Annotated in this window: 21 protein-coding genes; 17 read left to right on the forward strand and 4 right to left on the reverse strand. The window is 72.4% G+C overall.

The features are described 5' to 3' along the window. The first annotated feature begins 175 nt into the window (after positions 1-175). From ACIPUC_RS16910 to ACIPUC_RS16920, 3 genes are read left to right on the forward strand one after another with little or no spacing between them, the layout of a single operon-like run. Positions 176-676: a hypothetical protein gene (locus tag ACIPUC_RS16910; protein WP_446590164.1), complete on the forward strand. Its 501-nt coding sequence runs from the start codon at positions 176-178 to the stop codon at positions 674-676. Then, a complete protein-coding gene (locus ACIPUC_RS16915; RefSeq protein WP_446590165.1) occupies positions 666-1,838 on the forward strand; it encodes an MAB_1171c family putative transporter in 1,173 nt (390 codons plus the stop codon). Before ACIPUC_RS16910 ends, ACIPUC_RS16915 begins: the two co-directional genes overlap by 11 nt. Further along, the gene (locus ACIPUC_RS16920) at positions 1,835-2,611 is read left to right on the forward strand and encodes an SDR family NAD(P)-dependent oxidoreductase (RefSeq protein WP_446590167.1); all 777 of its coding nucleotides are present in this window, start codon (positions 1,835-1,837) and stop codon (positions 2,609-2,611) included. The genes ACIPUC_RS16915 and ACIPUC_RS16920 overlap by 4 nt, the downstream gene beginning before the upstream one ends. Positions 2,612-3,208: 597 nt before the next feature. Here the strand turns inward: ACIPUC_RS16920 and ACIPUC_RS16925 are convergent. Next, positions 3,209-4,846, reverse strand: coding sequence for an ABC-F family ATP-binding cassette domain-containing protein (locus ACIPUC_RS16925; RefSeq protein ID WP_446590168.1), 1,638 nt, complete (start codon positions 4,844-4,846; stop codon positions 3,209-3,211). A gap of 103 nt (positions 4,847-4,949) precedes the next feature. On the opposite strand from ACIPUC_RS16925, the gene ACIPUC_RS16930 reads away from it, so the two are divergent. Together ACIPUC_RS16930 and ACIPUC_RS16935 are read left to right on the forward strand one after the other, a co-directional pair. Beyond that, a complete protein-coding gene (locus ACIPUC_RS16930) occupies positions 4,950-5,918 on the forward strand; it encodes a GlxA family transcriptional regulator (RefSeq protein ID WP_446590169.1) in 969 nt (322 codons plus the stop codon). 139 nt (positions 5,919-6,057) lie between these two features. Next, positions 6,058-6,684: a DJ-1/PfpI family protein gene (locus ACIPUC_RS16935; RefSeq protein ID WP_446590171.1), complete on the forward strand. Its 627-nt coding sequence runs from the start codon at positions 6,058-6,060 to the stop codon at positions 6,682-6,684. Here ACIPUC_RS16935 and ACIPUC_RS16940 read toward each other — a convergent pair. Continuing rightward, entirely contained in the window at positions 6,671-7,435 is a 765-nt protein-coding gene (locus ACIPUC_RS16940) for an enoyl-CoA hydratase/isomerase family protein (RefSeq protein WP_446590172.1), read from the reverse strand. The genes ACIPUC_RS16935 and ACIPUC_RS16940 overlap by 14 nt on opposite strands. Positions 7,436-7,514: 79 nt before the next feature. Here ACIPUC_RS16940 and ACIPUC_RS16945 point away from each other — a divergent pair, with 79 nt between their 5' ends. Together ACIPUC_RS16945 and ACIPUC_RS16950 are read left to right on the forward strand one after the other, a co-directional pair. Next, a complete protein-coding gene (locus ACIPUC_RS16945; RefSeq protein ID WP_446590174.1) occupies positions 7,515-8,192 on the forward strand; it encodes an HdeD family acid-resistance protein in 678 nt (225 codons plus the stop codon). A gap of 133 nt (positions 8,193-8,325) precedes the next feature. Then, complete coding sequence (locus ACIPUC_RS16950) at positions 8,326-8,832, forward strand: ATP-binding protein (protein ID WP_446590450.1); 507 nt, start codon at positions 8,326-8,328, stop codon at positions 8,830-8,832. 16 nt (positions 8,833-8,848) lie between these two features. On the opposite strand, the gene idi is transcribed toward ACIPUC_RS16950, so the two are convergent. Next, positions 8,849-9,448 carry an isopentenyl-diphosphate Delta-isomerase gene (idi, locus tag ACIPUC_RS16955; RefSeq protein WP_446590175.1) on the reverse strand — a complete coding sequence of 200 codons (600 nt, stop codon included), beginning with the start codon at positions 9,446-9,448 and terminating at the stop codon, positions 8,849-8,851. A gap of 142 nt (positions 9,449-9,590) precedes the next feature. Beyond that, positions 9,591-10,871, reverse strand: coding sequence for a GNAT family N-acetyltransferase (locus tag ACIPUC_RS16960; protein WP_446590176.1), 1,281 nt, complete (start codon positions 10,869-10,871; stop codon positions 9,591-9,593). 384 nt (positions 10,872-11,255) lie between these two features. On the opposite strand from ACIPUC_RS16960, the gene ACIPUC_RS16965 reads away from it, so the two are divergent. The 10 genes from ACIPUC_RS16965 (at position 11,256) to hpnE (ending at position 22,129) form a co-directional block, all read left to right on the forward strand. After that, entirely contained in the window at positions 11,256-13,046 is a 1,791-nt protein-coding gene (locus ACIPUC_RS16965) for a DUF5941 domain-containing protein (protein ID WP_446590451.1), read from the forward strand. Next, positions 13,043-13,795, forward strand: a complete 753-nt coding sequence (locus ACIPUC_RS16970; RefSeq protein ID WP_446590177.1) for a phosphocholine cytidylyltransferase family protein — start codon at positions 13,043-13,045, stop codon at positions 13,793-13,795. Before ACIPUC_RS16965 ends, ACIPUC_RS16970 begins: the two co-directional genes overlap by 4 nt. After that, positions 13,783-14,844, forward strand: a complete 1,062-nt coding sequence (locus tag ACIPUC_RS16975; RefSeq protein ID WP_446590178.1) for an iron-containing alcohol dehydrogenase family protein — start codon at positions 13,783-13,785, stop codon at positions 14,842-14,844. Before ACIPUC_RS16970 ends, ACIPUC_RS16975 begins: the two co-directional genes overlap by 13 nt. Then, the gene (locus ACIPUC_RS16980; RefSeq protein WP_446590179.1) at positions 14,822-15,601 is read left to right on the forward strand and encodes a CDP-alcohol phosphatidyltransferase family protein; all 780 of its coding nucleotides are present in this window, start codon (positions 14,822-14,824) and stop codon (positions 15,599-15,601) included. The genes ACIPUC_RS16975 and ACIPUC_RS16980 overlap by 23 nt, the downstream gene beginning before the upstream one ends. Before the next feature lie 8 nt (positions 15,602-15,609). Then, positions 15,610-16,491: a glycosyltransferase family 2 protein gene (locus ACIPUC_RS16985; protein WP_446590453.1), complete on the forward strand. Its 882-nt coding sequence runs from the start codon at positions 15,610-15,612 to the stop codon at positions 16,489-16,491. Between the two features lie 94 nt (positions 16,492-16,585). After that, entirely contained in the window at positions 16,586-17,515 is a 930-nt protein-coding gene (locus ACIPUC_RS16990) for an ABC transporter permease (RefSeq protein ID WP_446590181.1), read from the forward strand. Next, positions 17,508-18,290, forward strand: a complete 783-nt coding sequence (locus tag ACIPUC_RS16995; protein ID WP_446590182.1) for an ABC transporter ATP-binding protein — start codon at positions 17,508-17,510, stop codon at positions 18,288-18,290. Before ACIPUC_RS16990 ends, ACIPUC_RS16995 begins: the two co-directional genes overlap by 8 nt. Before the next feature lie 398 nt (positions 18,291-18,688). Beyond that, positions 18,689-19,618 carry a squalene synthase HpnC gene (gene hpnC, locus ACIPUC_RS17000; RefSeq protein WP_446590183.1) on the forward strand — a complete coding sequence of 310 codons (930 nt, stop codon included), beginning with the start codon at positions 18,689-18,691 and terminating at the stop codon, positions 19,616-19,618. Next, positions 19,615-20,565 carry a presqualene diphosphate synthase HpnD gene (gene hpnD / locus ACIPUC_RS17005; RefSeq protein ID WP_446590184.1) on the forward strand — a complete coding sequence of 317 codons (951 nt, stop codon included), beginning with the start codon at positions 19,615-19,617 and terminating at the stop codon, positions 20,563-20,565. Before hpnC ends, hpnD begins: the two co-directional genes overlap by 4 nt. 184 nt (positions 20,566-20,749) lie before the next feature. Beyond that, positions 20,750-22,129: a hydroxysqualene dehydroxylase HpnE gene (gene hpnE / locus ACIPUC_RS17010; RefSeq protein WP_446590186.1), complete on the forward strand. Its 1,380-nt coding sequence runs from the start codon at positions 20,750-20,752 to the stop codon at positions 22,127-22,129. Positions 22,130-22,154: the final 25 nt, after the last annotated feature.

Genomic DNA, 22,154 nt, shown 5'->3' on the forward strand with positions numbered 1-22,154 from the left:
CCCGTACAAGATCTGTAGGCATGGTGGAACGCCCGTTCGTCACTCGGCGGACGGGCTTCCGCATTTCCCCTCAGGACCGCATTCCCCGAGGCCGCCTTCGAAGGCACAGGACGCCATGCCCATGCCAGCACACGCCTACCGACGCTGCCCGAGAAAGGGTCCGAAGAGGGATCACATGTCCCACCGGCAACTCAGCCTGCGCAAACGATGCGAGAACATTCTCAGCCATCTGGATCTGACCCATCCGTTCTCGCTCGACGCGCTGTGCGGTCGCATAGCCGAGCAGCGCGGACGCCCCATCAAGCTCCACCCGCTGCCCAAGGAGGCGGCGGAGTCGGGCGTCTGCGGACTGTGGGTGGGCACGGCCAGCGTCGACTACGTCTTCTACGAGGCGCAGACCACCCCGCTCCACCGGGAGCACATCGTGCTCCACGAGCTCGGCCACATCCTCTTCGGCCACCACTCGCTGGAGGGCGAGGAGGCCGACGGCGCCGCCCCGATCGTGCTCGGGCGCACCAACTACACCACCCGCCAGGAGCAGGAGGCGGAGATGCTCGCCAGCATGATCCGCATCCGCACGGCGAACGCCGGCCCGGCGTCGGCGGCCCGCGCCCGGAGCACCCTGGCCCGGCTCGAGTCCGCCATGGGTTACGAGCGGGGGAACGATGGCAGCTGACCTGACCGCCTTCGGGAACTGGCTGGCCGTTCCCAGCGTGGTGTGCCTGTGGATCGCGGTCCTGCTGCGCGCCCCGGGCGCCCTGCGCTCCCCGCAGCAGCGCGGCCTGTGGCTGGCCGTGGCCACCGCCGCCGCCGCGATGACCCTGAACCTCCCCGACGTCGTCGCGTACGCGATGACCCGCGGAGCCGGCTACGCGCACACCATCGGCCTCGTCCGCAACCTCATCGGCGTCTTCTCCGCCGGTGCCGTCCTCTACTTCGTGGCCGACGCCGCGGGCGGCCGCCGGCTCCGGCTCGTCTCCTGGACCGCCACGGTCGGGTGGCTCGCCGCACTCGTCGCGCTGGACGTCGCGGCGCCCGCGCACGGCACGCACACCATGCCGCCGGTCGGCGACCCGGTGCCCTCCCTCGCGTACTGGCTGGTGCTGATCTCCGCGCACGTGGCCGCCAACACCCTCTGCGTGGCGCTGTGCTGGCGCTACAGCCGCCGCACCGACAGCCGGGGACTGGCCGCCGGGCTGCGGCTCTTCGGCCTCGGTACCGCGCTCGCCGGCCTGTTCTGGCTCGCGTACCTGCTCAAGGCGCTGTTCGGCAGCACCTGGGCGATGCCCGCCCTGCCGCTGCTGATGAACCTGCACGGTCTGCTGCGGGCCGCCGCCATCCTCGTGCCGACCCTGTTCACGTTCCGCCGGACCGCTGCCGACACCGCCACCGCCTGGCGGCTCTGGCCGCTGTGGCGCGACCTGGTGCAGGCCGTCCCGCACGTGGCCCTCAACAAGCCGCGTGCCGGACGGATCGTGGAGCTGCTGTGGCCGCCGGTCCCGCGCAACCTGCTCGTGTACCGCAAGGTGATCGAGACGCGCGACGCGATCCTGATCCTGGGGGAGTACGTCGCCGCGGGCGCCCTGGAGGACGCCCGCGGCCGCGTCGCCGGGCGCGGGGTCCCCGAGCAGCGGCGCACCGCGGCCGCGCTGGCCTCCGTACTGAAGGATGCGCGGCGGGCGAAGCTCGCCGGAGTCCCCGGGCGGCCGGGCGAGGCGGCCGGACTTGAGCTGCCCGCCGCCATCCAGACCTCGGCCGAGGGCGGGGACCTGGCCGAGGAGGCCCGGTTCCTCGTCGACGTCGCCCACGAGTACACCCGGGAAGTGAAGCCGTCGTGACCACCGTACTGATCACCGGGGCCAGCGCCGGACTGGGCGCGGCCTTCGCCCGGGGCTTCGCGGCCAAGGGCGCCGACCTGGTCCTCGTGGCCCGCGACAAGGAGCGGCTGGAGGCGGTCGCGCGGGAACTCGGCCGGGAGTTCGGCACCGCGGCCGAGGTGCTGCCCGCCGACCTGCTCGACGCGGGGGACTGCGCGGCGGTCGCCGCACGCCTCGCCGACCGGATCCGGCCGGTGGACATCCTGGTCAACAACGCCGGCTTCGGGCTGCCCGCGCCCTTCCCGTACAGCCCGGTCGAGGACGAGGAGCGGATGCTCGACCTGCTGGTCAAGGTCCCGCTCCGGCTCACCCACGCCGTACTGCCGGGCCTGCGCGAGCGCCGCCGGGGCGCGGTGGTCAACGTCTCCTCGGTGGCCGGACTGCTGCCGACCGGCACCTACGGAGCCGCCAAGGCCTGGGTCACCGCGTTCAGCGAGTCCCTGCGGGTGGACATGGAGCCGTACGGCGTCCGGGTGCTGGCGGTGGTGCCGGGCTTCACCCGCACCGAGTTCCAGGAGCGCGCCGGGATGGACGTCAGCGCCTTGCGCGAAGCGGTCTGGCTGGAACCGCGGGCCGTGGTGGACCAGGCCCTGAAGGACCTCGCCCTGCGCCGCCCGCTCAGCGTCACCGGCCGCCGCTACCAGGCATATGCCCTGGCGGCCCGCCACCTCCCGCGCACCTTCGTGGCCCGCAGGATGGCCCGTACCCGCCGGGCCCCGGCGGACGGGAGCTGAGGCAGGCGCCGCCTCAACCCGATGCGCGGCCCGGTGACGGGGCCGCGCACGCCTGAGGTGAGGGGAAGAAACGAATCAGCAGTCGCCGTGGCCGTGACCTCCGTGACCTCCGTGACCTCCGTAACCGTGACCTCCGTGACCTCCGTGACGTCCGTAGCCGTTGTCGTCATCGTCGTCCCAGCCGCCGTGGTGCCCGTAGCCATCGTCGTCCCAGCCACCGGCGACATAGCTGACGTGTTGGGCAGGGGCTGCCGCCGAAGCGGTGCCCGCGGTGGCGAGGGCGGCCCCGCCGGCCATCAGAAGACCGGCAGCGGAGACCGCGAAGAGGCGCTTCGCTCTCTGTGCAAACATGAGGAATTTCCCTTTCCTTCCACCCTCCTCGCACCTCTACGAGGCATGCGGGAGGTGGAACCGCGGCTGCAGGCCAAACATGCGCAGCGCGGATCGGATACAGGGCCGCGGGAAGTGCGGAAGCATATGTCCTGTCACCCCCGGCTGCGTCCAACTCCGGCCGTGGGGGCCTGCTCCGCGGATGCGGCTCTCACTCACACAGGCTAGTCGCGCGCCGGCCGGTCGGCACCTTGGGCGGGCCCTGGTCTAGACCTCGGTGACCCTGCCGTCCTCGACACGGAGGCGGCGGGTCACCGAGACGGCGTCCAGCATGCGGCGGTCGTGCGTGACCAGGAGCAGCGTGCCCTCGTACGCCTCCAGCGCGGACTCCAACTGCTCGATCGCCGGGAGGTCCAGGTGGTTCGTGGGCTCGTCCAGGACCAGCAGGTTGACGCCGCGGCCCTGGAGCAGGGCGAGGGCGGCGCGGGTGCGCTCGCCCGGGGAGAGGGTGGCCGCCGGGCGCAGGACGTGGGCCGCCTTGAGGCCGAACTTGGCCAGCAGGGTGCGGACTTCGGCCGGCTCGGTGTCCGGGACGGCCGCGCAGAACGCCTCCAGCAGCGGTTCGTCGCCGAGGAACAGCCCCCGGGCCTGGTCCACTTCGCCGATCAGGACCCCGGAGCCGAGGGTGGCGGAGCCGGAGTCCGGAGCCACCCGGCCGAGCAGGACGGCCAGCAGCGTCGACTTGCCCGCGCCGTTGGCCCCGGTGATCGCCACCCGGTCCGCCCAGTCGATCTGCAGGCTGGCCGGCCCGAGACGGAAGTCCCCGCGCTTGACCGCCGCTTCGCGCAGGGTGGCGACCACCGAGCCGGAGCGCGGGGCCGCCGCGATCTCCATGCGCAGCTCCCACTCCTTGCGCGGCTCGTCGACGACCTCCAGCCGCTCGATGGCCCGCTGTGTCTGGCGGGCCTTGGCGGCCTGCTTCTCGCTGGACTCGCCGCGCAGGTTCTTGCCGATCTTGTCGTTGTCGCTCGCCTTGCGGCGCGCGTTGCGCACGCCCTTGTCCATCCAGTTGCGCTGCATCTGGGCCCGGCCCTCGAGCGCGGACTTCTTGCCCGCGTACTCCTCGAACTCCTCGCGGGCGTGGCCGCGGGCGCGCTCGCGTTCCTCCAGGTAGGACTCGTACCCGCCGCCGTAGAGGTTGATCTGCTGCTGCGCCAGGTCGAGCTCGAGGACCTTGGTGACGGTCCGGGTCAGGAACTCGCGGTCGTGGCTGATGACGACCGTGCCCGCGCGCAGTCCCTTGACGAACTGCTCCAGCCGCTCCAGACCGTCCAGGTCGAGGTCGTTGGTGGGCTCGTCCAGCAGGAAGACGTCGTAACGGGAGAGGAGCAGCGAGGCCAGGCCCGCGCGGGCCGCCTGCCCGCCGGACAGCGCGGTCATGGGCAGGTCCAGACCCACGGTGAGGCCGAGCTCGGCGGCGACCTCCTCGGCCCGCTCGTCGAGATCGGCGCCGCCGAGGTTCAGCCACTGGTCCAGCGCCGTCGCGTACGCGTCGTCCGCTCCCGGCGTGCCGTCCACCAGGCCCTGCGTGGCCTCGTCCAGCTCCGCCTGCGCGGCGGCCACTCCCGTACGCCGCGCCAGGAAGTCCCGTACCGACTCGGCGGGCCGGCGCTCCGGCTCCTGCGGGAGGTGGCCCACGGCGGCGGTGGGCGGGGAGAGCCGCAGCTCACCGGTCTCCGGGGTGTCCAGCCCGGCGAGCAGCCGCAGCAGGGTGGACTTCCCGGCGCCGTTCACGCCGACGAGGCCGATGACGTCACCGGGTGCGACGACGAGGTCGAGATCGGCGAACAGCGTGCGCTCACCGTGGGCGGCGGTGAGCTTCTTGGCGACGAGGGTTGCAGTCATGATGTGCCGATCCTATCCGGGCGGGTGCGGGCCGCCGGCGATGGCCGGATAGGTGGGAAGCCCGTCATTGCGGCCATGGGGTGCGGCGTCACACCATGAGGCCATGTCGTTGCGAAACGTGCTCGTCGTCCTCTACGACGGGGTGCAGAGCCTGGACGTGACCGGACCCGTGGAGGTGTTCGCCGCCGCGGCCCGGTTCCCGGGGCGCCGCGCCTACGAGATCCGGACGGTGTCTCCGGGCGGTACGCCGGTCCGTACGAGCAGCGGGCTGACCCTGGTCCCGGACGGGGACCTGGACGGTGCCCGGCCCGGCCGGGGGACCACGCTGCTGGTGCCGGGCGGGCGGTACACGGCCGACTTCGAGCCGCGGCTCACCGACTGGCTGCGCGCCCACGGGGGAGACGCGGGGCGGCTGGTGTCCGTGTGCACGGGAGGACTGCTGCTGGCCGAGGCGGGACTGCTCGGCGGGCGGCGGGCGACGACGCACTGGTACGTGTGCGAGCAGATGGCGCGGGACTACCCGGACGTGGTGGTGGAGCCGGACCCGATCTACGTACGGGACGGGCCGGTCGCCACCTCGGCCGGGGTCACGGCGGGCATCGACCTCGCGCTCGCCCTGGTGGAGGAGGACCACGGGCGGGACGTGGCGCTGACCATCGCGCGGCACCTGGTGGTGTTCCTGCGCAGGCCCGGCAACCAGGCGCAGTTCAGCGCGCAGCTGGCCGCCCAGACGGCGCGGCGGGAACCGCTGCGGGACGTGCAGCAGTGGATCACGGAGCATCCGGACGGCGACCTCAGCGTCGAGGCCCTGGCCGCCCGGGCCCGGCTCTCGCCGCGCCACTTCGCCCGTGCCTTCCAGGCCGAGACGGGGGTCACGCCCGGGCGGTACGTCGAGCGCGTGCGGGTGGAGCATGCGCGGCGGCTGCTGGAGGACAGCCGGGAGGGCATCGCCGGGATATCCCGCGCCTGCGGCTACGGCACGCCGGAGGCCCTGCGCCGGGCTTTCGTCAGGACCCTGGGCCAGCCCCCGGCCGAGTACCGCCGCCGCTTCGGCCCCACCGCCGGCCGCTGAGCAAGCTCCCCAGACCCAGACCCAGACCCAGACCCAGACCCAGACCCAGACGACCCAGACCCAGACCCAGACCCAGACCCAGAACCGCCGTCCCGACCCGGGCCGGCGTCGTGATGCGCCCACCGCTCCGGAGGAGAACATGCAGATCGCCGTACTGCTCTACGACCGCTTCACCGCCCTCGACGCCATCGGGCCCTTCGACACGCTCGGCCGGCTCCAGGGGGCCGAGACGGTCTTCGTGTCCGAGCGCCCCGGGCCCGTGCGGACCGACAACGGGTCGCTCGCGCTCGTCGCCGACAAGGCGCTCCACGAGGTGACCCGTCCCGACATCGTCCTCGTGCCCGGCGGACCGCACCCCGAGGTGGAGATGAAGAACCCCGCCGTCCTCCAGTGGCTGCGGGACGTCGACGCCACCACCACCTGGACGGCCTCCGTCTGCACCGGCTCGCTGCTGCTCGCCGCCGCCGGGCTGCTCGACGGGCGGCGGGCCGCCGGCCACTGGCTGTTCCTGGACCAGCTGCCGCGGTTCGGGGCCGAGCCCACCGGCGAGCGGGTGGTCTTCGACGGGAAGTACGTCACCGCGGCGGGCGTCTCCGCCGGGATCGACATGGGCCTCACCCTGCTCGGCAGGATCGCCGGTGACGAGTTCGCCCAGACCGTCCAGCTGATGACCGAGTACGATCCCCAGCCGCCCTACGACGCCGGTTCCCCGGCCAAGGCCCCGGCCGAGCTCGTCGCGCGGCTGCGGGCGGTCAGTCCGCTGTAGGCCAGCGGAAGACGGGCGCCCGGCGCTCCAGGAACGCGGCGACACCCTCCGCGGTGTCGCCGCTTCCGGCCGCCTGCGCCGCCCAGTGGGCGTCCCGGTCCGTCCGCCCGTCCGCGAACTCCTTGGCCGCCGCCTGCGTCAGCTGCGACCGCGAGACCAGAACGCGCGCGAACTCCGCCACCCGCTTGTCCAGTTGGCCCGCCGGCAGCAATTCGTCCAGGAAGCCGGTCCGCAGCGCCCGGTCCGCGTCGATCAACTCCGCGGAGAAGAGGAGGTACTTGGCGGCGGCCGGGCCGACCAGCCGGGCCAGCCGCCTGGTCGAGGAGGCCGGGTAGACGATGCCCAGCTTCGCCGGGGTCACCCCGAACGAGGCCCCCTCCTGCGCGAACCGCAGGTCGCAGGCGGCAGCGAGCTGGCTCCCGCCGCCCACGCAGTACCCGCGGATCGCCGCCAGCGTCGGCTTCGGGAAGGCGGCCAGCGCCTCCTCGGCCGCGACGGCGAGCGCCTGCGGGTCCTCCCCCTCGTCCCCGGTCAGGGAGGAGATGTCCGCGCCCGCGCAGAACGTCGCTCCCGCCCCGGTCAGGACGAGCACCCGTACGGCCGGATCGGCCGCCAGTCCCGGCAGCAGTTCCGGCAGGGCCCGCCACATCGCGGCCGTCATGGCATTGCGCTTGGCGGGGTGCGAGATGACGACGGTGGCGACCCCGTCGGCGACGGTGTGGAGGAGGGCTGCGTCCCGGGCTGCGTCCATGCGCCGGATGCTATCCCGGGGCGCCGATCCTATGATCAAGGGGAGTCCGTCCCGGGGGGTGCGAGGAGGTGGCACGTCCATGGGCGCAGACCGTACCCAGGGCAAGGGCCGGGAGCCGCAGCAGGAGAAGAAGCAGCTCAGCCGCAGCTTCGGGCTGCTGGCCGTGCTCGGGGTGATCCTCGTGCTGGCCGGTCTGGTCGGTCTGGTCTACACCGGCGTGGCCACCCTGACCTCGATGTTCCTCTTCGGCTGGCTGCTGCTGATCGGCGGTCTGGTGGGACTGCTGCACGCGGTCCAGTCCCGCAAGGGCAACTACTTCTGGCTCGCGGTCATCGTCGCCGCCATGAACCTGGCGGCCGGCTTCGTCATCCTGCGCCGGCCCGAGGCGAGCGCCGAGGCGCTGACCATGTTCGCCGCGCTGCTCTTCCTCACCGGCGGGGTGTTCCGGCTCGCCGGCGCGCTCGTGGTGCGCGGCGCGAACTTCGGGCTGTCGCTCGTCCAGGGCGCCTTCGGCGTGCTGCTCGGCGTCCTGATCCTGTCCAACTGGCCGGGGAACAGCCGCTACGTGATCGGAACCTTCTTCTCCCTCGCCCTCCTGTTCGACGGGCTGAGCCTGGTGGCCGTGGGCATGGGTGCCCGGCGCATCCTGGGCTTGGTCAGCGACGACGTGGTGGAGCCGGAGGCCGCCGGCGCGGACCGGGCCGGCGAGGCGGCCGAGAAGCGTCCCACAGAAGATCAGGAACAGTCGAACAACTGACTCTGTCATACGCCATTGGTCAGAAAGTGTCCGATTGGCGCTGACTTATGGTCAGCGGCGCGGGCCGGATCGGGCTGTTCCCCACTCTTGGCGTGTGGAGACGATCGAGCGCCGCGAAGACGGGGGACGGAAGATGGATGTCAGCGGGAATGTCCCGCAAGCCCGGGAGGCGGAGCCAGAGGTCCCGGCCGACCCCCTCGCGTACGAGGGAGTGTGGAGGTTCACGGCTCCCGCGGTAGAAGAATCCGTTCCCCAGGCACGCCGCGCGGTCCGGGACCTGCTCGGACGCCAGGGGGTGGCGACCCGGCAGGACCTCGTGTACTCCCTGCTGCTGATCGTCTCCGAGCTGGTGACGAACTCGGTCCGGCACGCGGCCCTGCTCTCCCCGGAGGTCGCCGTCGAGGTCGCGATCGGCCGCGAGTGGGTACGGGTGGCCGTCGAGGACAACCACCCGTACCGCCCCAAGGCGCTGGAGGCCGATTTCGGCCAGACCGGCGGCCGGGGTCTGCTCCTGGTACGGGAGATCACGCTGGAGGCCGGCGGGGTCTGCGACGTCGAGCACACCTCGACGGGCGGCAAGGTCATCTGGGCGGCCCTGCCGCTCACCGCGCCGGCCGCACCGGCGACCCCCGTCGTGTGAACCAGGTGCCGGCGGGCTACCAGCCCGCGGCATCACCGGTCAGCTCGCGGATCGCGGGCCGCGCCGCGTCCAGCACGGTCATGAACCACGCCGAGAACGGCACTTCGGCGTGCCGCTTCGCCAGCTCCTCGGCGGTGACGAAGGCGGTGTCCCCGACCTCCTCCGGATCCGGCCGCGGAGCCGACTGGGCCAGTCCCACGAAAAGGTGGTTGAACTCCTGCTCCACCAGGCCCGACGCCGGGTCCGGGTGGTTGTAGCGGACCGTCCCCGCCGCCGCGAGCAGCGAGGGCGACAGCCCCAGCTCCTCGTGGGTCCGCCGGGCCGCCGCCGCGAACGGCGACTCGCCGGGGTAGGGGTGGCCGCAGCAGGTGTTCGACCAGACGCCGGGGGAGTGGTACTTCCCGAGGGCCCGCTGCTGCAGCAGCAGACGGCCCCGCTCGTCGAAGAGGAACACGGAGAACGCCCGGTGCAACTGCCCGGGTGCCTGATGAGCGGAGAGCTTCTCCGCCGTGCCGATGGTGTTGCCGGACTCGTCGACCAGTTCGAGCAAGATCGGTTCTTGAGTTCCGGTGCCGTTGGTCGCGCTGTTCGCGGCGGTGGCTGGTGGTGTCGGCATACCCATCCTTCGCTTCGGACTCCGGCCTTCAGTCTGCCGTACAAAAGGGGCTTGTCCGCACTTCGGAGATCCGCGCATGTCTGCCCCCCGTCGCGTGATAAGCGACGGGGGGCAGATCACTTCGCGTCCTGCGCCCGCGGCGTCAGATCCCGAACGGCCCCGGATACCTGATCGTGCCCGCGGGCACCGGAACGGAATCGTCCAGCACCAGCGCCATCACGGCCTCGTCCGGAACCTCGAAGGGCGCCCGGATCCCGAAGCGGGAGGCCGGGACGAAACCGAAGCGCGGGTAGTACTCCGGATGGCCCAGCACGAGGACCAGGAACTCCCCGCGCTCCTTGGCCGCCGCGAGCACGGCCCGCACCACCGAGCTGCCGGCGCCCGAGCGCTGGAGCGCCGGATCGGTGGCCACCGGGGCCAGCGCGAGCGCCCGTACCCCGTCCACCTCGCACACCGTGAGCAGCGCGTGGGCCGCCACCGACCCGTCCGGGCCCTCGGCCACGTACGACAGTCCGGGCACCCAGGCGTCGTCCGCGCGCAGCGCGTCCACGAGATCCGCCTCCAGCGGGGTCTCGAACGCCGCCAGGTTGACGGCCCGTACGGCGGCCACGTCGGCCGGGGTCTCCGGCCGGGCCGGCCAGGCGCCGCCGTCCCCGGCGGTCACCGGGCGCAGGACGTAGCCCGTGTAGCCGTACTCGTGCCCGTGCCGGGCCCGTACGTCGAGCTCCTCGCGGGTGGCGGCGAGCGCGGCCGCCGTCGCCGGGTCCCCGGCGACGGGGTGGGCCCTGACCCGCTCGGCGAGCGGGCCGTAGTACTCGGCCCAGTCCGAGTCGGGCAGGTGGTGCACGCCGAGCACCCGGTACCCGGCGGCCTGGGCGGCCGCGAGGTTGCCGGCGGTGGAGCGCAGAGGGCACTCCTTGTCCCAGAAGGCGCGGGCGCCAGCGGACGGCTCCTCGACGGTCCACTGGCACTCGGTCAGCACCAGGGTGCCGCCGGGGGCGAGCAGCCGCTTCCACCGCGCGAGCGCGGTGTCGAAGCCGATGACGTAGGCGGAGCCCTCCGCCCAGACGAGATCGAAGGAGCCGTCCTCGAACTCCCCGCCGGGGAGCGCGCCCATGTCCGCCCGGACGGTGCGGACCCGGTCGCCGAGCCCGCGGGCCCCGGCAGCCGTGCGGAGCTCCTCGAGGAACGGTGCGTAGAGGTCGACGGCGGTCACCTCCGCGCCGCCGTGTCCGCCGGCCTCCGCGGCGAGCAGCAGGGCGCTGCGGCCCGGACCGCAGCCCAGGTCGAGGACGCGCGGCCGCTCGGGCAGCGGTCCGCACAGGGACAGCAGGTGACGGGTGCTGGCGTCGGAACCGGGAGCCTGCCGGGGCAGGCCGCGGTGCAGAGTGAAGAAAGCCTCGATGAAGGTGTGGTCGGTCAACGTGAACCCTTGAACAGGGGACACCGGCCGACGGGGACTGTCAGGCGATGATCAGGCCCGGCCGGATGCCCGGAGGGAATGGGGGATGCACCGGAGTTCGCTGCGCATGGCCGCGACCACTGCGACGGTCATCAACCCACCTCTTCCCACTCGACACGATCAGGGGCGTGTCCACCGTAACATCCACGCCGTTTGTGGTATCGCGCCGTGATCGTCAATGATGATCACGCCCCGGCCCGGGGCCGGGATATTCGGCTTATCAGGGCGTAAACGGGTGGTGAACCCCAGCTTCCATTCATCCGATAGCCTCTGCCGACGTGCCGCCGCCCCGTGAGGCGTCCCGTCCGGAGCCAGTCCGGACTTCGTTGCAAGGAGTGAGTTCGTCTGCCGACCGTCATCCTCACCGGCCTGCCGGTCCCCGGATCACCGCTCGCTGACGAGCTGCGCTCACTCGGCTTCGAGGTCCGCCCCGCCGCCGGTCCCCAGGACGCCGCCGCCGCCCTGTCGGCCGTACCCGCCGACCAGCGGGTGGCCGTCGTGGACAGCGCCTTCGTCGGGCACGTGCACGCGCTGCGCCTCGCGCTGACCGACCCGCGCTTCGACGCCTGCGCGGTCACCGGCGCCCTCGCCGTCCAGCCCGCCGCCCGCGAGGCACTCGACAAGGCCGCCGCCGCCCCGGGTGACGGTGCGGGCCCCTACGCCGACCGGCTCGCCGCCGCGGTCGAGTCCTCCGGGACCCCCGTCCAGCACCCCGAGCTCGGCACCCTCGTCGCCGCCGTCCCCGCCACCGCGGCGGACCGGGACGCGGCCGTCGCCGCCGTCGCCGCCGTCGACGACGAGGCCGTACGCCTGCGGACCGCCGTGAAGTCCCGCGACGGCTTCTTCACCACCTTCTTCATCAGCCCGTACTCGCGCTACATCGCCCGCTGGTGCGCGCGCCGCGGCCTGACCCCGAACCAGGTCACCACCGCCTCGCTCGCCACCGCCCTGATCGCGGCCGGCTGCGCCGCCACCGGCGAGCGCTGGGGCTACGTCGCGGCCGGGGTGCTGCTCCTCTTCTCCTTCGTCCTGGACTGCACCGACGGGCAGCTGGCCCGCTACTCGCTCCAGTACTCGACGATGGGCGCCTGGCTCGACGCGACCTTCGACCGCGCCAAGGAGTACGCCTTCTACGCGGGCCTCGCCCTCGGGGCGGCCCGGGGCGGCGGCCATGACGACGTATGGGCGCTCGCGCTCGGCGCGATGATCCTCATGACCTGCCGGCACGTCGTGGACTTCTCCTTCAACGAGGCCAACCACGACGCGACCGCCAACACGAGCCCCACCGCCGCCCTCTCGGACCGGCTCGACAGCGTCGGCTGGACGGTCTGGGTCCGCCGGATGATCATCCTGCCGATCGGTGAGCGCTGGGCGATGATCGCGGTCCTGACCGCCGTCACCACCCCCCGGACCGTCTTCTACGCCCTGCTCGTCGGCTGCGCCTTCGGCGCGCTCTACACCACCGCCGGGCGGGTCCTGCGCTCCCTGACCCGCAAGGCGACCCGTACCGACCGGGCCGCCCAGGCCCTGTACGACCTCACCGACTCCGGCCCGCTCGCCGAGCTCCCGCGCCGCCTGCTGAAGGCCCGGGGGCCGGCCGCGAGCTCCGTGTGGATCGCCGCCTTCGCCGCCGTCGCCCTCGTCGGGTTCGCCCTGAGCCGCCCGTACGGCGACCCGGCGCTGATCGCCGTCGCCCTGCTCTACGCCGCGGCCGCCGGCGAGGCCGTCTCGCGGCCCCTCAAGGGCGCACTGGACTGGCTGATCCCGCCGCTGTTCCGGGCCGCCGAGTACGTCACGGTCCTCGTGCTCGCCGCCAAGGCGGACGTCCCCGGGGCCCTTCCGGCGGCATTCGGCCTGATCGCGGCGGTCGCCTACCATCACTACGACACGGTGTACCGCATTCGCGGCGGCACCGGCGCGCCCCCGCACTGGCTGGTGCGGACGATCGGCGGCCACGAGGGCCGGGTCCTGGTGACCACGGTGCTGGCCGCCGTCCTCGCGACGCGCGCATCGGACTTTCCCGTCGCGCTCACGGCCATGGCCGTGGCCGTGGCACTCGTGGTGCTCGTGGAGAGCATCCGCTTCTGGGTCTCCTCCGGAGCACCCGCCGTACATGACGAAGGAGAACCAGCATGATCGGCCTTGTACTCGCTGCCGGTGCCGGACGCCGTCTGCGTCCCTACACCGACACCCTGCCCAAGGCCCTCGTGCCCGTCGGTCCCGAGGGCCAGGAGGAGAGCCTCACGGTCCTCGACCTGACGCTCGGCAACTTCGCCGAGGTCGGCCTCACCGAGGTCGCCATCGTCGTCGGCTACCGCAAGGAAGCGGTCTACGAGCGCCGCGAGGCCCTGGAGGCCAAGTACGGCGTCAAGATCACGCTGATCGACAACGACAAGGCCGAGGAGTGGAACAACGCCTACTCCCTGTGGTGCGCGCGTGAGGTCCTCAAGCAGGGCGTGATCCTCGCCAACGGCGACACCGTCCACCCGGTCTCCGTCGAGAAGACCCTGCTCGCCGCCCGCGGCAACGGCCAGAAGATCATCCTCGCCCTCGACACGGTCAAGAACCTGGCCGACGAGGAGATGAAGGTCGTCACCGCCGACGGTGCGGGCGTCCAGAAGATCACGAAGCTGATGGACCCGGCCGACGCGACCGGCGAGTACATCGGTGTCACCCTCATCGAGGCCGAGGCCGCCGAGCAGCTGGCCGAGGCCCTGAAGACCACCTTCGAGCGCGACCCCGACCTCTACTACGAGGACGGCTACCAGCAGCTCGTCAACGACGGCTTCACCATCGACGTGGCCCCCATCGGCGACGTCAAGTGGGTCGAGATCGACAACCACGACGACCTCGCCAAGGGCCGGACGATCGCATGCCAGTACTGACGAGGCTCATCCCCTCGCCCGTCGTCGTCGACATCGCCAGCGGAGCGATGGACGACCTGGCCGGCCTGCTGGCCGACCAGCGGATCTCCGCGTCCGGCAAGCTGGCGATCGCGATCAGCGGGGGTTCGGGCGTCGCGCTGCGCGCGAAGCTCGAGCCCGTGCTGCCGCACGCCGACTGGTACGCCGTGGTCGACGGCACCATCGACTCCGCGGTCAAGCTGGCCGACGACATAAAGGGCCGCCGCTACGACGCCGTCGTGGGCCTGGGCGGCGGCAAGATCATCGACGTGGCGAAGTACGCCGCGGCGCGGGTCGGGCTGCCGATGGTGGCAGTCGCCACCAACCTCTCGCACGACGGCATCTGCTCGCCGGTGTCCATCCTGGACAACGACAACGGCCGCGGCTCCTACGGCGTGCCCACGCCGATCGCCATGGTGATCGACCTCGATGTGATCAAGGAAGCCCCGGTGCGGTTCATCCGCGCCGGCATCGGCGACGCGATCTCCAACATCTCGGCGATCGCCGACTGGGAGCTCTCCCGCAAGGTCACCGGCGAGCCCGTCGACGGCCTGGCCGCCGCCATGGCCCGTACCGCCGGCGAGTCCGTACTGCGCCACCCCGGCGGCTGCGGTGACGACGAGTTCCTCACCGTGCTCTCCGAGGCGCTGGTCCTCTCCGGCATCGCCATGTCGATCAGCGGGGACTCCCGCCCGTCGTCCGGCGCCTGCCACGAGATCAGCCACGCCTTCGACCTGCTCTACCCGGGGCGCTCCGCGCTCCACGGCGAGCAGGTCGGCATCGGCGCCGCCTTCGCGATGCACCTGCGCGGATCCGACGAGCAGTCCGGGCTCTTCATCGAGGTGCTGCGCCGGCACGGCCTGCCGGTGACCCCGGAGGAGATCGGCTTCAGCATCGACGAGTTCGTCACGGCCGTCGAGTACGCCCCGCAGACCCGCCCGGGACGCTTCACGATCCTGGAGCACCTCAACCTGTCCGCCGCCGAGATCAGGGACGCTTACGCCGACTATGCCAAGACCATCCGTAGCTGAACTCCGGCCCGTCGTTCACCCGGCGGGCGTGAAGGACCGGGTCAGCGGCGAGCACTGGGGCGGTCGCCTCTACATGCGCGAGATCTCCCTGCGCATCACCCGCTACCTGGTCACCACCAAGGTCACGCCGAACCAGCTGACCTACCTGATGACGCTCGCCGGTGTCCTCGCCGCCCCCGCCCTGCTGGTGCCGGGCGTCTGGGGCGCCGTCCTCGGCGTGGTCGCGGTCCAGCTGTACCTGCTGCTCGACTGCGTCGACGGCGAGGTCGCCCGCTGGAAGAAGCAGTTCTCGCTGTCCGGCGTGTACCTGGACCGGGTCGGCGCCTACCTGTGCGACGCGGCGGTGCTGGTCGGCTTCGGCCTGCGTGCCGCGGACCTGTGGGGCGGCGGCCGGATCGACTGGCTGTGGGCGTTCCTCGGCACCCTCGCGGCGCTCGGCGCCATCCTGATCAAGGCCGAGACCGACCTGGTCGGTGTCGCCCGCCACCAGGCCGGCAAGCCCGTGGTCAAGGACGCCGCGGCCGAGCCGCGCTCGTCCGGCATGGCGCTCGCCCGCCGGGCCGCCGCCGCGCTCAAGTTCCACCGCCTCGTCCTCGGCATCGAGGCGTCCTTGCTCATCCTGGTGCTGGCCGTCGTGGACCAGGTCCGCGGCGACCTGTTCTACTCCCGGATCGGTGTCGCCGTCCTCGCCGCCATCGCGCTGCTCCAGACCGTGCTGCACCTGGTGTCGATCCTTGCCTCGAGCAGGCTCAAGTGAGTACGCCGATGCGGCTGGGCGCCGTGATCATCACCATGGGCAACCGGCCCGACGAGCTCAAGGCGCTCCTCGACTCGGTCGCCCGCCAGGACGGCGACCCCGTCGAGGTGGTCGTGGTGGGCCAGGGCGTCCAGGTCTCGGGCCTGACGGACCTGCCGCCGGGCGTCCGCACCGTCGACCTGCCCGAGAACCTGGGCATCCCCGGCGGGCGCAACGTCGGCATCGAGGCCTTCGGCCCCGGCGGCAGTGAGGTCGACGCCCTGCTCTTCCTGGACGACGACGGCCTGCTGGAGCGCACCGACACCGCCGAGCTGTGCCGGCAGGCCTTCGCGGAGGACCCGGAGCTCGGGATCATCAGCTTCCGGATCGCCGACCCTGAGACCGGTATCACGCAGCGCCGGCACGTGCCGCGGCTGCGGGCCTCCGACCCGATGCGCTCCTCGCGGGTGACCACCTTCCTGGGCGGCGCCAACGCGGTCCGCACGACGGTGTTCGAGCAGGTCGGGCCGCTGCCGGGAGACTTCTTCTACGCGCACGAGGAGACCGATCTGGCCTGGCGCGCGCTCGACGCGGGGTGGCTGATCGACTACCGGGCGGACATGGTGCTGCTGCACCCGACGACGGCCCCCTCCCGGCACGCGGTCTACCACCGTATGGTGGCCCGTAACCGGGTGTGGCTCGCCCGCCGCAACCTGCCCGCTCCGCTGGTTCCGGTCTACCTGGGCGTGTGGCTGCTGCTGACGCTCCTGCGCAGGCCTTCGGTGCCCGCGCTCAAGGCCTGGTTCGGCGGGTTCGGGGAGGGATGGACCACTCCCTGCGGACCCCGCCGTCCCATGAGATGGCGTACGGTCTGGCGGTTGACCCGACTGGGCCGACCTCCTGTCATCTGACGAGCCCGCGTCTGGGAACATGGCGCGATCACGGGCTTCGCGCCACCAGCCTGATGCCCCTCCTGCCGCATCTTGAAGACGAAAGTTTCAACTTGTGAGTGACACAACCCACGACGGCGCCCTTGCCACGAGCAGGCGGCCGTCCGAAGACGCGGGGCTGAGCCCCGCGGAGCTCGCCAGGAAGTACGGCCTCTCGGTCAGCGGCGCCCGGCCCGGTCTGGTCGAGTACGTGCGGCAGCTCTGGGGCCGGCGCCAGTTCATCATGGCCTTCTCGCGGGCCAAGCTGCTCGCGCAGTACAGCCAGGCGAAGCTCGGCCAGGTGTGGCAGGTGGCGACCCCGCTGCTGAACGCGGCCGTCTACTGGCTGATCTTCGGCCTGATCCTCCAAGCGGGCCGGGAGATGCCGTCGGGCGTCTACGTCCCGTTCTTGATGATGGGCATCTTCATCTTCACCTTCACCCAGAGCTCGGTGATGGCGGGTGTCCGGGCGATCTCCGGAAACCTGGGGCTGGTGCGGGCGCTGCACTTCCCGCGAGCCGCCCTCCCGGTGTCCTTCTCGCTCCAGCAGCTCCAGCAGCTGCTGTACTCGATGATCGTCGTCTTCGTCATCGCCGTCAGCTTCGGCAACTACCCGCGGCTGTCCTGGCTGCTGGTGATCCCGGTCCTGGCGCTGCAGTTCGTCTTCAACACCGGCCTCGCCATGATCTTCGCGCGGATGGGCTCCAAGACCCCCGACCTCGCGCAGCTCATGCCGTTCGTGATGCGCACCTGGATGTACGCCTCGGGCGTCATGTTCCCCATCGGGATCTACCTCAAGGACCAGCCGCAGTGGATCAGCGACGTGCTGCTGTGGAACCCGGTGGCGATCTACATGGACCTCATCCGGTTCGCGCTGATCGACGACTACGGCAGCAGCAACCTGCCCCCGCACGTCTGGCTCTTCGCAGTGGGCTGGGCCGCCGTGATCGGCCTCGGCGGCTTCGTGTACTTCTGGAAGGCTGAGGAGCGTTACGGCCGTGGCTGACAACACCAAGGGGCGCGTCCCCACCGTGATCGCGGACGACGTCCACATCGTCTACCGCGTCAACACCGGCAGCGCCGGCAAGGGCGCGGCCACCGCCGCGCTCGGCAGGATAATCCGCCGGGGCAAGGGCGACGCGCCGGGCGTGCGCCGGGTCCACGCCGTGCGCGGGGTCTCCTTCACCGCGTACCGGGGCGAGGCGATCGGCCTCATCGGTTCGAACGGCTCCGGCAAGTCGACCCTGCTGCGGGCCATCGCGGGCCTGCTGCCCTGCGAGGCCGGCAAGGTCTACACCGACGGCCAGCCCTCGCTGCTGGGCGTCAACGCGGCCCTGATGAACGACCTCACCGGCGAGCGCAACATCGTCCTCGGCGGTCTGGCGATGGGCATGAGCCGCGAGCAGATCAGGGAGCGCTACCAGGGCATCGTCGATTTCTCGGGGATCAACGAGAAGGGCGACTTCATCTCCCTGCCGATGCGCACCTACTCCTCGGGTATGGCGGCGCGCCTGCGCTTCTCCATCGCGGCGGCCAAGGACCACGACGTCCTGATGATCGACGAGGCCCTGGCCACCGGTGACCGCAGTTTCCAGGTGCGTTCCGAGAACCGCATCCGCGAACTGCGGGAGAAGGCCGGCACGGTCTTCCTGGTGAGCCACAACAACAAGTCCATCCGCGACACCTGCGACCGGGTGCTGTGGCTGGAAAAGGGCGAGCTCCTGATGGACGGGCCCACGGAGGAAGTCGTCTCGGCCTACGAGAAGGCCTCCAACGGCTGACCACCGGAGCCCGCCGCCCCGGCCGGATTCGCGAGGCCCCCGCCGCTCAGCGCGGCGGGGGCCTCGGCGTGTCCCGGCATGCGCGGCCGCTTTCGGATGGTGACATTCGGCGGCGGCATTCCGCGGCGGCACGGGGTGGCGACATTCGGTGGCGCGGCGAATACCCCAGAGGCCTCGGCGGCGTTGTACAGCGTAAGCTGAAGCAGTCCTGAATCGCGGCAAGAGGGGACGATTCCCCGCAGGTGAACGGCCTGCCGTACCCCCGGGGAAACTCAGGCGGCGTGTCCGAAATAGGATGTATTGGGTCGGCAGTGTAGAACGGGAGATGTGACGGCAATGGCTATGGGAATTCTCCGGCCCCCAGGCGCGACGGCCGTCCCCGCACCGGGCGGCGGGCGGTGACCCCGGGGGACGGCATCCGCCCCCGGTCCGACACGGTCCACGCACGCGCCACCCTCGGCAAGGCCGCCGCGGAGAACTTCCCCGTGGCCCCGGCGTTCCTGCCCCGCGCCTGGCGGGACGGCCTGATGGCGGTCTACGGGTACGCCCGCCTCGTCGACGACATCGGCGACGGGGACCTGGCCCCCGGCGGACGCGACGCCGTGCTCCTCGGCCTCGACCCCGCCGCGGTGGACGACCGGCTCGCCGTGCTCGACGCCTTCGAGGCCGACCTGTGGCGCGTTTTCGGCGGTACCGACGGTCCGCCGCGCCACCCGCTGATGCTGGCCCTCCAGCCCGTCGTGCGCGCCCACCGGCTCACCCCCGAGCCGTTCCTCGGACTCATCGAGGCCAACCGCCAGGACCAGCGCGTCGCGCGCTACGAGACGTACGGGGACCTCCTCGGCTACTGCGAGCTCTCCGCCAACCCCGTGGGCCGACTCGTGCTCGCCCTCACCGGAACCGCCACCCCCGAGCGGATCCGCCGCTCCGACGCCGTGTGCACGGCCCTGCAGATCGCCGAGCACCTCCAGGACGTGGCCGAGGACCTCGGCCGGGACCGGATCTACCTGCCCGCCGAGGACATGCGGCGCTTCCACGTCGCGGAGACCGACCTCAAGGCACCGTCCGCCGGCGCGTCCGTACGCGCCCTGATCGCATACGAAACCGAACGCGCACGGGAGCTGCTGAATGAAGGCACCCCCCTCGTGGGTAGCGTGCACGGCAGACTCCGGCTGCTGCTCGCGGGCTTCGTGGGAGGGGGGCGTGCCGCCCTGAGAGCCGTCACCGCCGCCGGCTTCGACGTACTGCCCGGCCCTCCCAAGCCCACCAAGAGCGGCCTGATCCGCGAGGTGGCCGCCGTCCTGCGCACTGCGCCGAGAAAGGGGTGAGCCCGACCGTGGAGGGCCCCACACACGTGTCCGCGCCGGTCCTGGCGGCGTACGGCTACTGCGAGGCCGTCACCGGATCGCAGGCGCGCAACTTCGCGTACGGCATCCGGCTGCTGCCCGCCGACAAGCGGCAGGCGATGTCCGCGCTGTACGCCTTCTCCCGGCGGGTCGACGACATCGGCGACGGCGCGCTGGCGCCCGGGGCGAAGCTGGCGCGGCTCGAGGAGACCCGCGCCCTGCTCGGGCGGATCCGCGCCGAGGAGGTCGACGAGGACGACACCGACCCCGTCGCCGTCGCCCTCGCGCACGCCGCGCGCCGCTTCCCGATCCCGCTGGGCGGCCTCGACGAGCTCATCGACGGCGTCCTGATGGACGTGCGCGGCGAGACGTACGAGACCTGGGACGACCTCAAGGACTACTGCCGGTGCGTGGCCGGGGCCATCGGCCGGCTCTCGCTCGGCGTGTTCGGCACCGCCCCGGGAGTCCCCGACTCCGCGCGCGCCGCCGAGTACGCCGACACGCTCGGCCTGGCTCTCCAACTCACCAACATCCTGCGGGACGTTCGCGAGGACGCGGCCAACGGGCGCACCTACCTGCCCGCCGAGGACCTCGCCAAGTTCGGCTGCTCCGAAGGCTTCCACGGCGACCGGGCCCCGGCCGGCTCCGACTTCGCCGGACTCGTCCACCACGAAGTGAGGCGCGCCCGGGCCCTGTTCGTCGAGGGCTACCGGCTGCTGCCGATGCTCGACCGGCGCAGCGGCGCCTGCGTGGCCGCCATGGCCGGCATCTACCGGCGCCTGCTCGACCGCATCGAGCGGGAACCGGAGGCGGTCCTGCGGGGCCGCGTCTCGCTGCCGCCGCACGAGAAGGCGTACGTCGCCGTGCGCGGCCTGTCCGGCCTCGACGCGCGGACCATCTCCCGTCAGACCACCCGGAGGCGGACCTGATGCCCCCGACCACACGGCCCGCGGCGGCGGGCCTTCCCCCGCACGGCCCCGCCCGGGCAACCCAGGCGCGGGCCGACGCGTCTCTTCCTGCGGGCGCCGGGCGGGCCGCCGGGCCCGGTGCGCTCCTGCCCGAGCGGCACCGGCCGACCGGATCCGAGGGCCACCGCACCACCGGGGAGGATGCATGAGCGACAGCGGCAACCGCGCGGTCGTCGTCGGCGGCGGCCTCGCCGGCGTCACCACCGCGCTCGAACTCGCCGGCGCCGGGCTCCGGGTGACCCTGCTGGAGGGCCGACCGCGGCTCGGCGGCCTCGCGTTCTCGTTCAAGCGCGGCGACCTCACCGTGGACAACGGCCAGCACGTCTACCTGCGCTGCTGCACCGCCTACCGGTGGTTCCTCGACCGGATCGACGGCGCCGCCCTCGCGCCCTTGCAGGACCGGCTCGACGTACCCGTCCTCGACGTCGCCCACGCCAAGGGCCCGCGCCTCGGCCGGCTGCGCCGCAGCGCCCTGCCCGTGCCCCTGCACCTGGCCGGATCACTGGCCCGCTACCGGCACCTGTCCCTCGCCGAACGCGCGAGCGTCGGCCGCGCCGCCCTCGCGCTGCGCCGGCTCGACCCCGCCGACCCGGCGCTGGACGGCCTGGACTTCGCGACCTGGCTCGGCCGCTACGGCCAGTCCCCCCGGACCATCGAGGCCCTGTGGGACCTCGTCGGCATCGCGACCCTCAACGCCACCGCCGAGCACTCCTCCCTCGGCCTGGCCGCCATGGTCTTCAAGACCGGCCTGCTCTCCGAGAACGGCGCCGCCGACATCGGCTGGGCCCGCGTACCCCTCGGCGACCTGCACGACACGCTCGCCCGCAAGGCGCTGGACGCGGCCGGCGTCCGGACCGAACTGCGCACCCGGGTCACCGCCATCTCCCGTGCGCCGGAAGGGAACTGGCGGGTCGACACCGACGACGAGTCCCTCGACGCCGCCACCGTCGTCCTCGCCGTCCCGCAGCGCGAGGCGCACGGACTGCTCCCGGCCGGGGCGCTCGCCGACCCCGACAAGCTGCTCGACATCGGCACCGCGCCGATCCTCAACGTGCACGTCGTCTACGACCGCAAGGTGCTCAAGGCACCCTTCTTCGCGGCGCTCGGCTCCCCGGTGCAGTGGGTCTTCGACCGCACCGACTCCTCCGGGCTCCCCGACGGCGGCCAGTACCTGGCCCTGTCCCAGTCCGTCGCGCACGACGACATCGACGAGCCCGTGTCCGTCCTGCGCGCCAAGTACCTGCCGGAGCTGGAGCGGTTGCTGCCCGCCGCGCGCGGCGCCAAGGTACGGGACTTCTTCGTCACCCGGGAGCGGACGGCCACCTTCGCCCCCACACCCGGCGTCGGCCGGCTGCGCCCCGGGGCGCGGACCGACACGCCGGGGCTGTATCTGGCCGGTGCGTGGACTGCCACCGGTTGGCCCGCGACCATGGAGAGCGCCGTCCGGAGCGGACTGAGTGCGGCACACGCCGCACTGGCCGCGCTCGGCCGCCCCCGCGAACACCCTCTGCAGGAGGCGGCATGACGACCATCAGCACGAACGCAGCACG

The sequence above is a fragment of the Streptomyces sp. LARHCF249 genome (assembly GCF_052871255.1).

Bases quoted from the DNA above. Each gene is read 5' to 3' on its own strand.
- ACIPUC_RS16910 (WP_446590164.1), top strand. From the start codon at position 176: ATGTCCCACCGGCAACTCAGCCTGCGCAAACGATGCGAGAACATTCTC.
- ACIPUC_RS16915 (WP_446590165.1), top strand. From the start codon at position 666: ATGGCAGCTGACCTGACCGCCTTCGGGAACTGGCTGGCCGTTCCCAGC.
- ACIPUC_RS16925 (WP_446590168.1), bottom strand. From the start codon at position 4,846: ATGACTGCAACCCTCGTCGCCAAGAAGCTCACCGCCGCCCACGGTGAG.
- ACIPUC_RS16930 (WP_446590169.1), top strand. From the start codon at position 4,950: ATGTCGTTGCGAAACGTGCTCGTCGTCCTCTACGACGGGGTGCAGAGC.
- ACIPUC_RS16935 (WP_446590171.1), top strand. From the start codon at position 6,058: ATGCAGATCGCCGTACTGCTCTACGACCGCTTCACCGCCCTCGACGCC.
- ACIPUC_RS16940 (WP_446590172.1), bottom strand. From the start codon at position 7,435: ATGGACGCAGCCCGGGACGCAGCCCTCCTCCACACCGTCGCCGACGGG.
- ACIPUC_RS16945 (WP_446590174.1), top strand. From the start codon at position 7,515: ATGGGCGCAGACCGTACCCAGGGCAAGGGCCGGGAGCCGCAGCAGGAG.
- ACIPUC_RS16950 (WP_446590450.1), top strand. From the start codon at position 8,326: ATGGATGTCAGCGGGAATGTCCCGCAAGCCCGGGAGGCGGAGCCAGAG.
- idi (WP_446590175.1), bottom strand. From the start codon at position 9,448: ATGCCGACACCACCAGCCACCGCCGCGAACAGCGCGACCAACGGCACC.
- ACIPUC_RS16970 (WP_446590177.1), top strand. From the start codon at position 13,043: ATGATCGGCCTTGTACTCGCTGCCGGTGCCGGACGCCGTCTGCGTCCC.
- ACIPUC_RS16975 (WP_446590178.1), top strand. From the start codon at position 13,783: ATGCCAGTACTGACGAGGCTCATCCCCTCGCCCGTCGTCGTCGACATC.
- ACIPUC_RS16980 (WP_446590179.1), top strand. From the start codon at position 14,822: ATGCCAAGACCATCCGTAGCTGAACTCCGGCCCGTCGTTCACCCGGCG.
- ACIPUC_RS16985 (WP_446590453.1), top strand. From the start codon at position 15,610: ATGCGGCTGGGCGCCGTGATCATCACCATGGGCAACCGGCCCGACGAG.
- hpnE (WP_446590186.1), top strand. From the start codon at position 20,750: ATGAGCGACAGCGGCAACCGCGCGGTCGTCGTCGGCGGCGGCCTCGCC.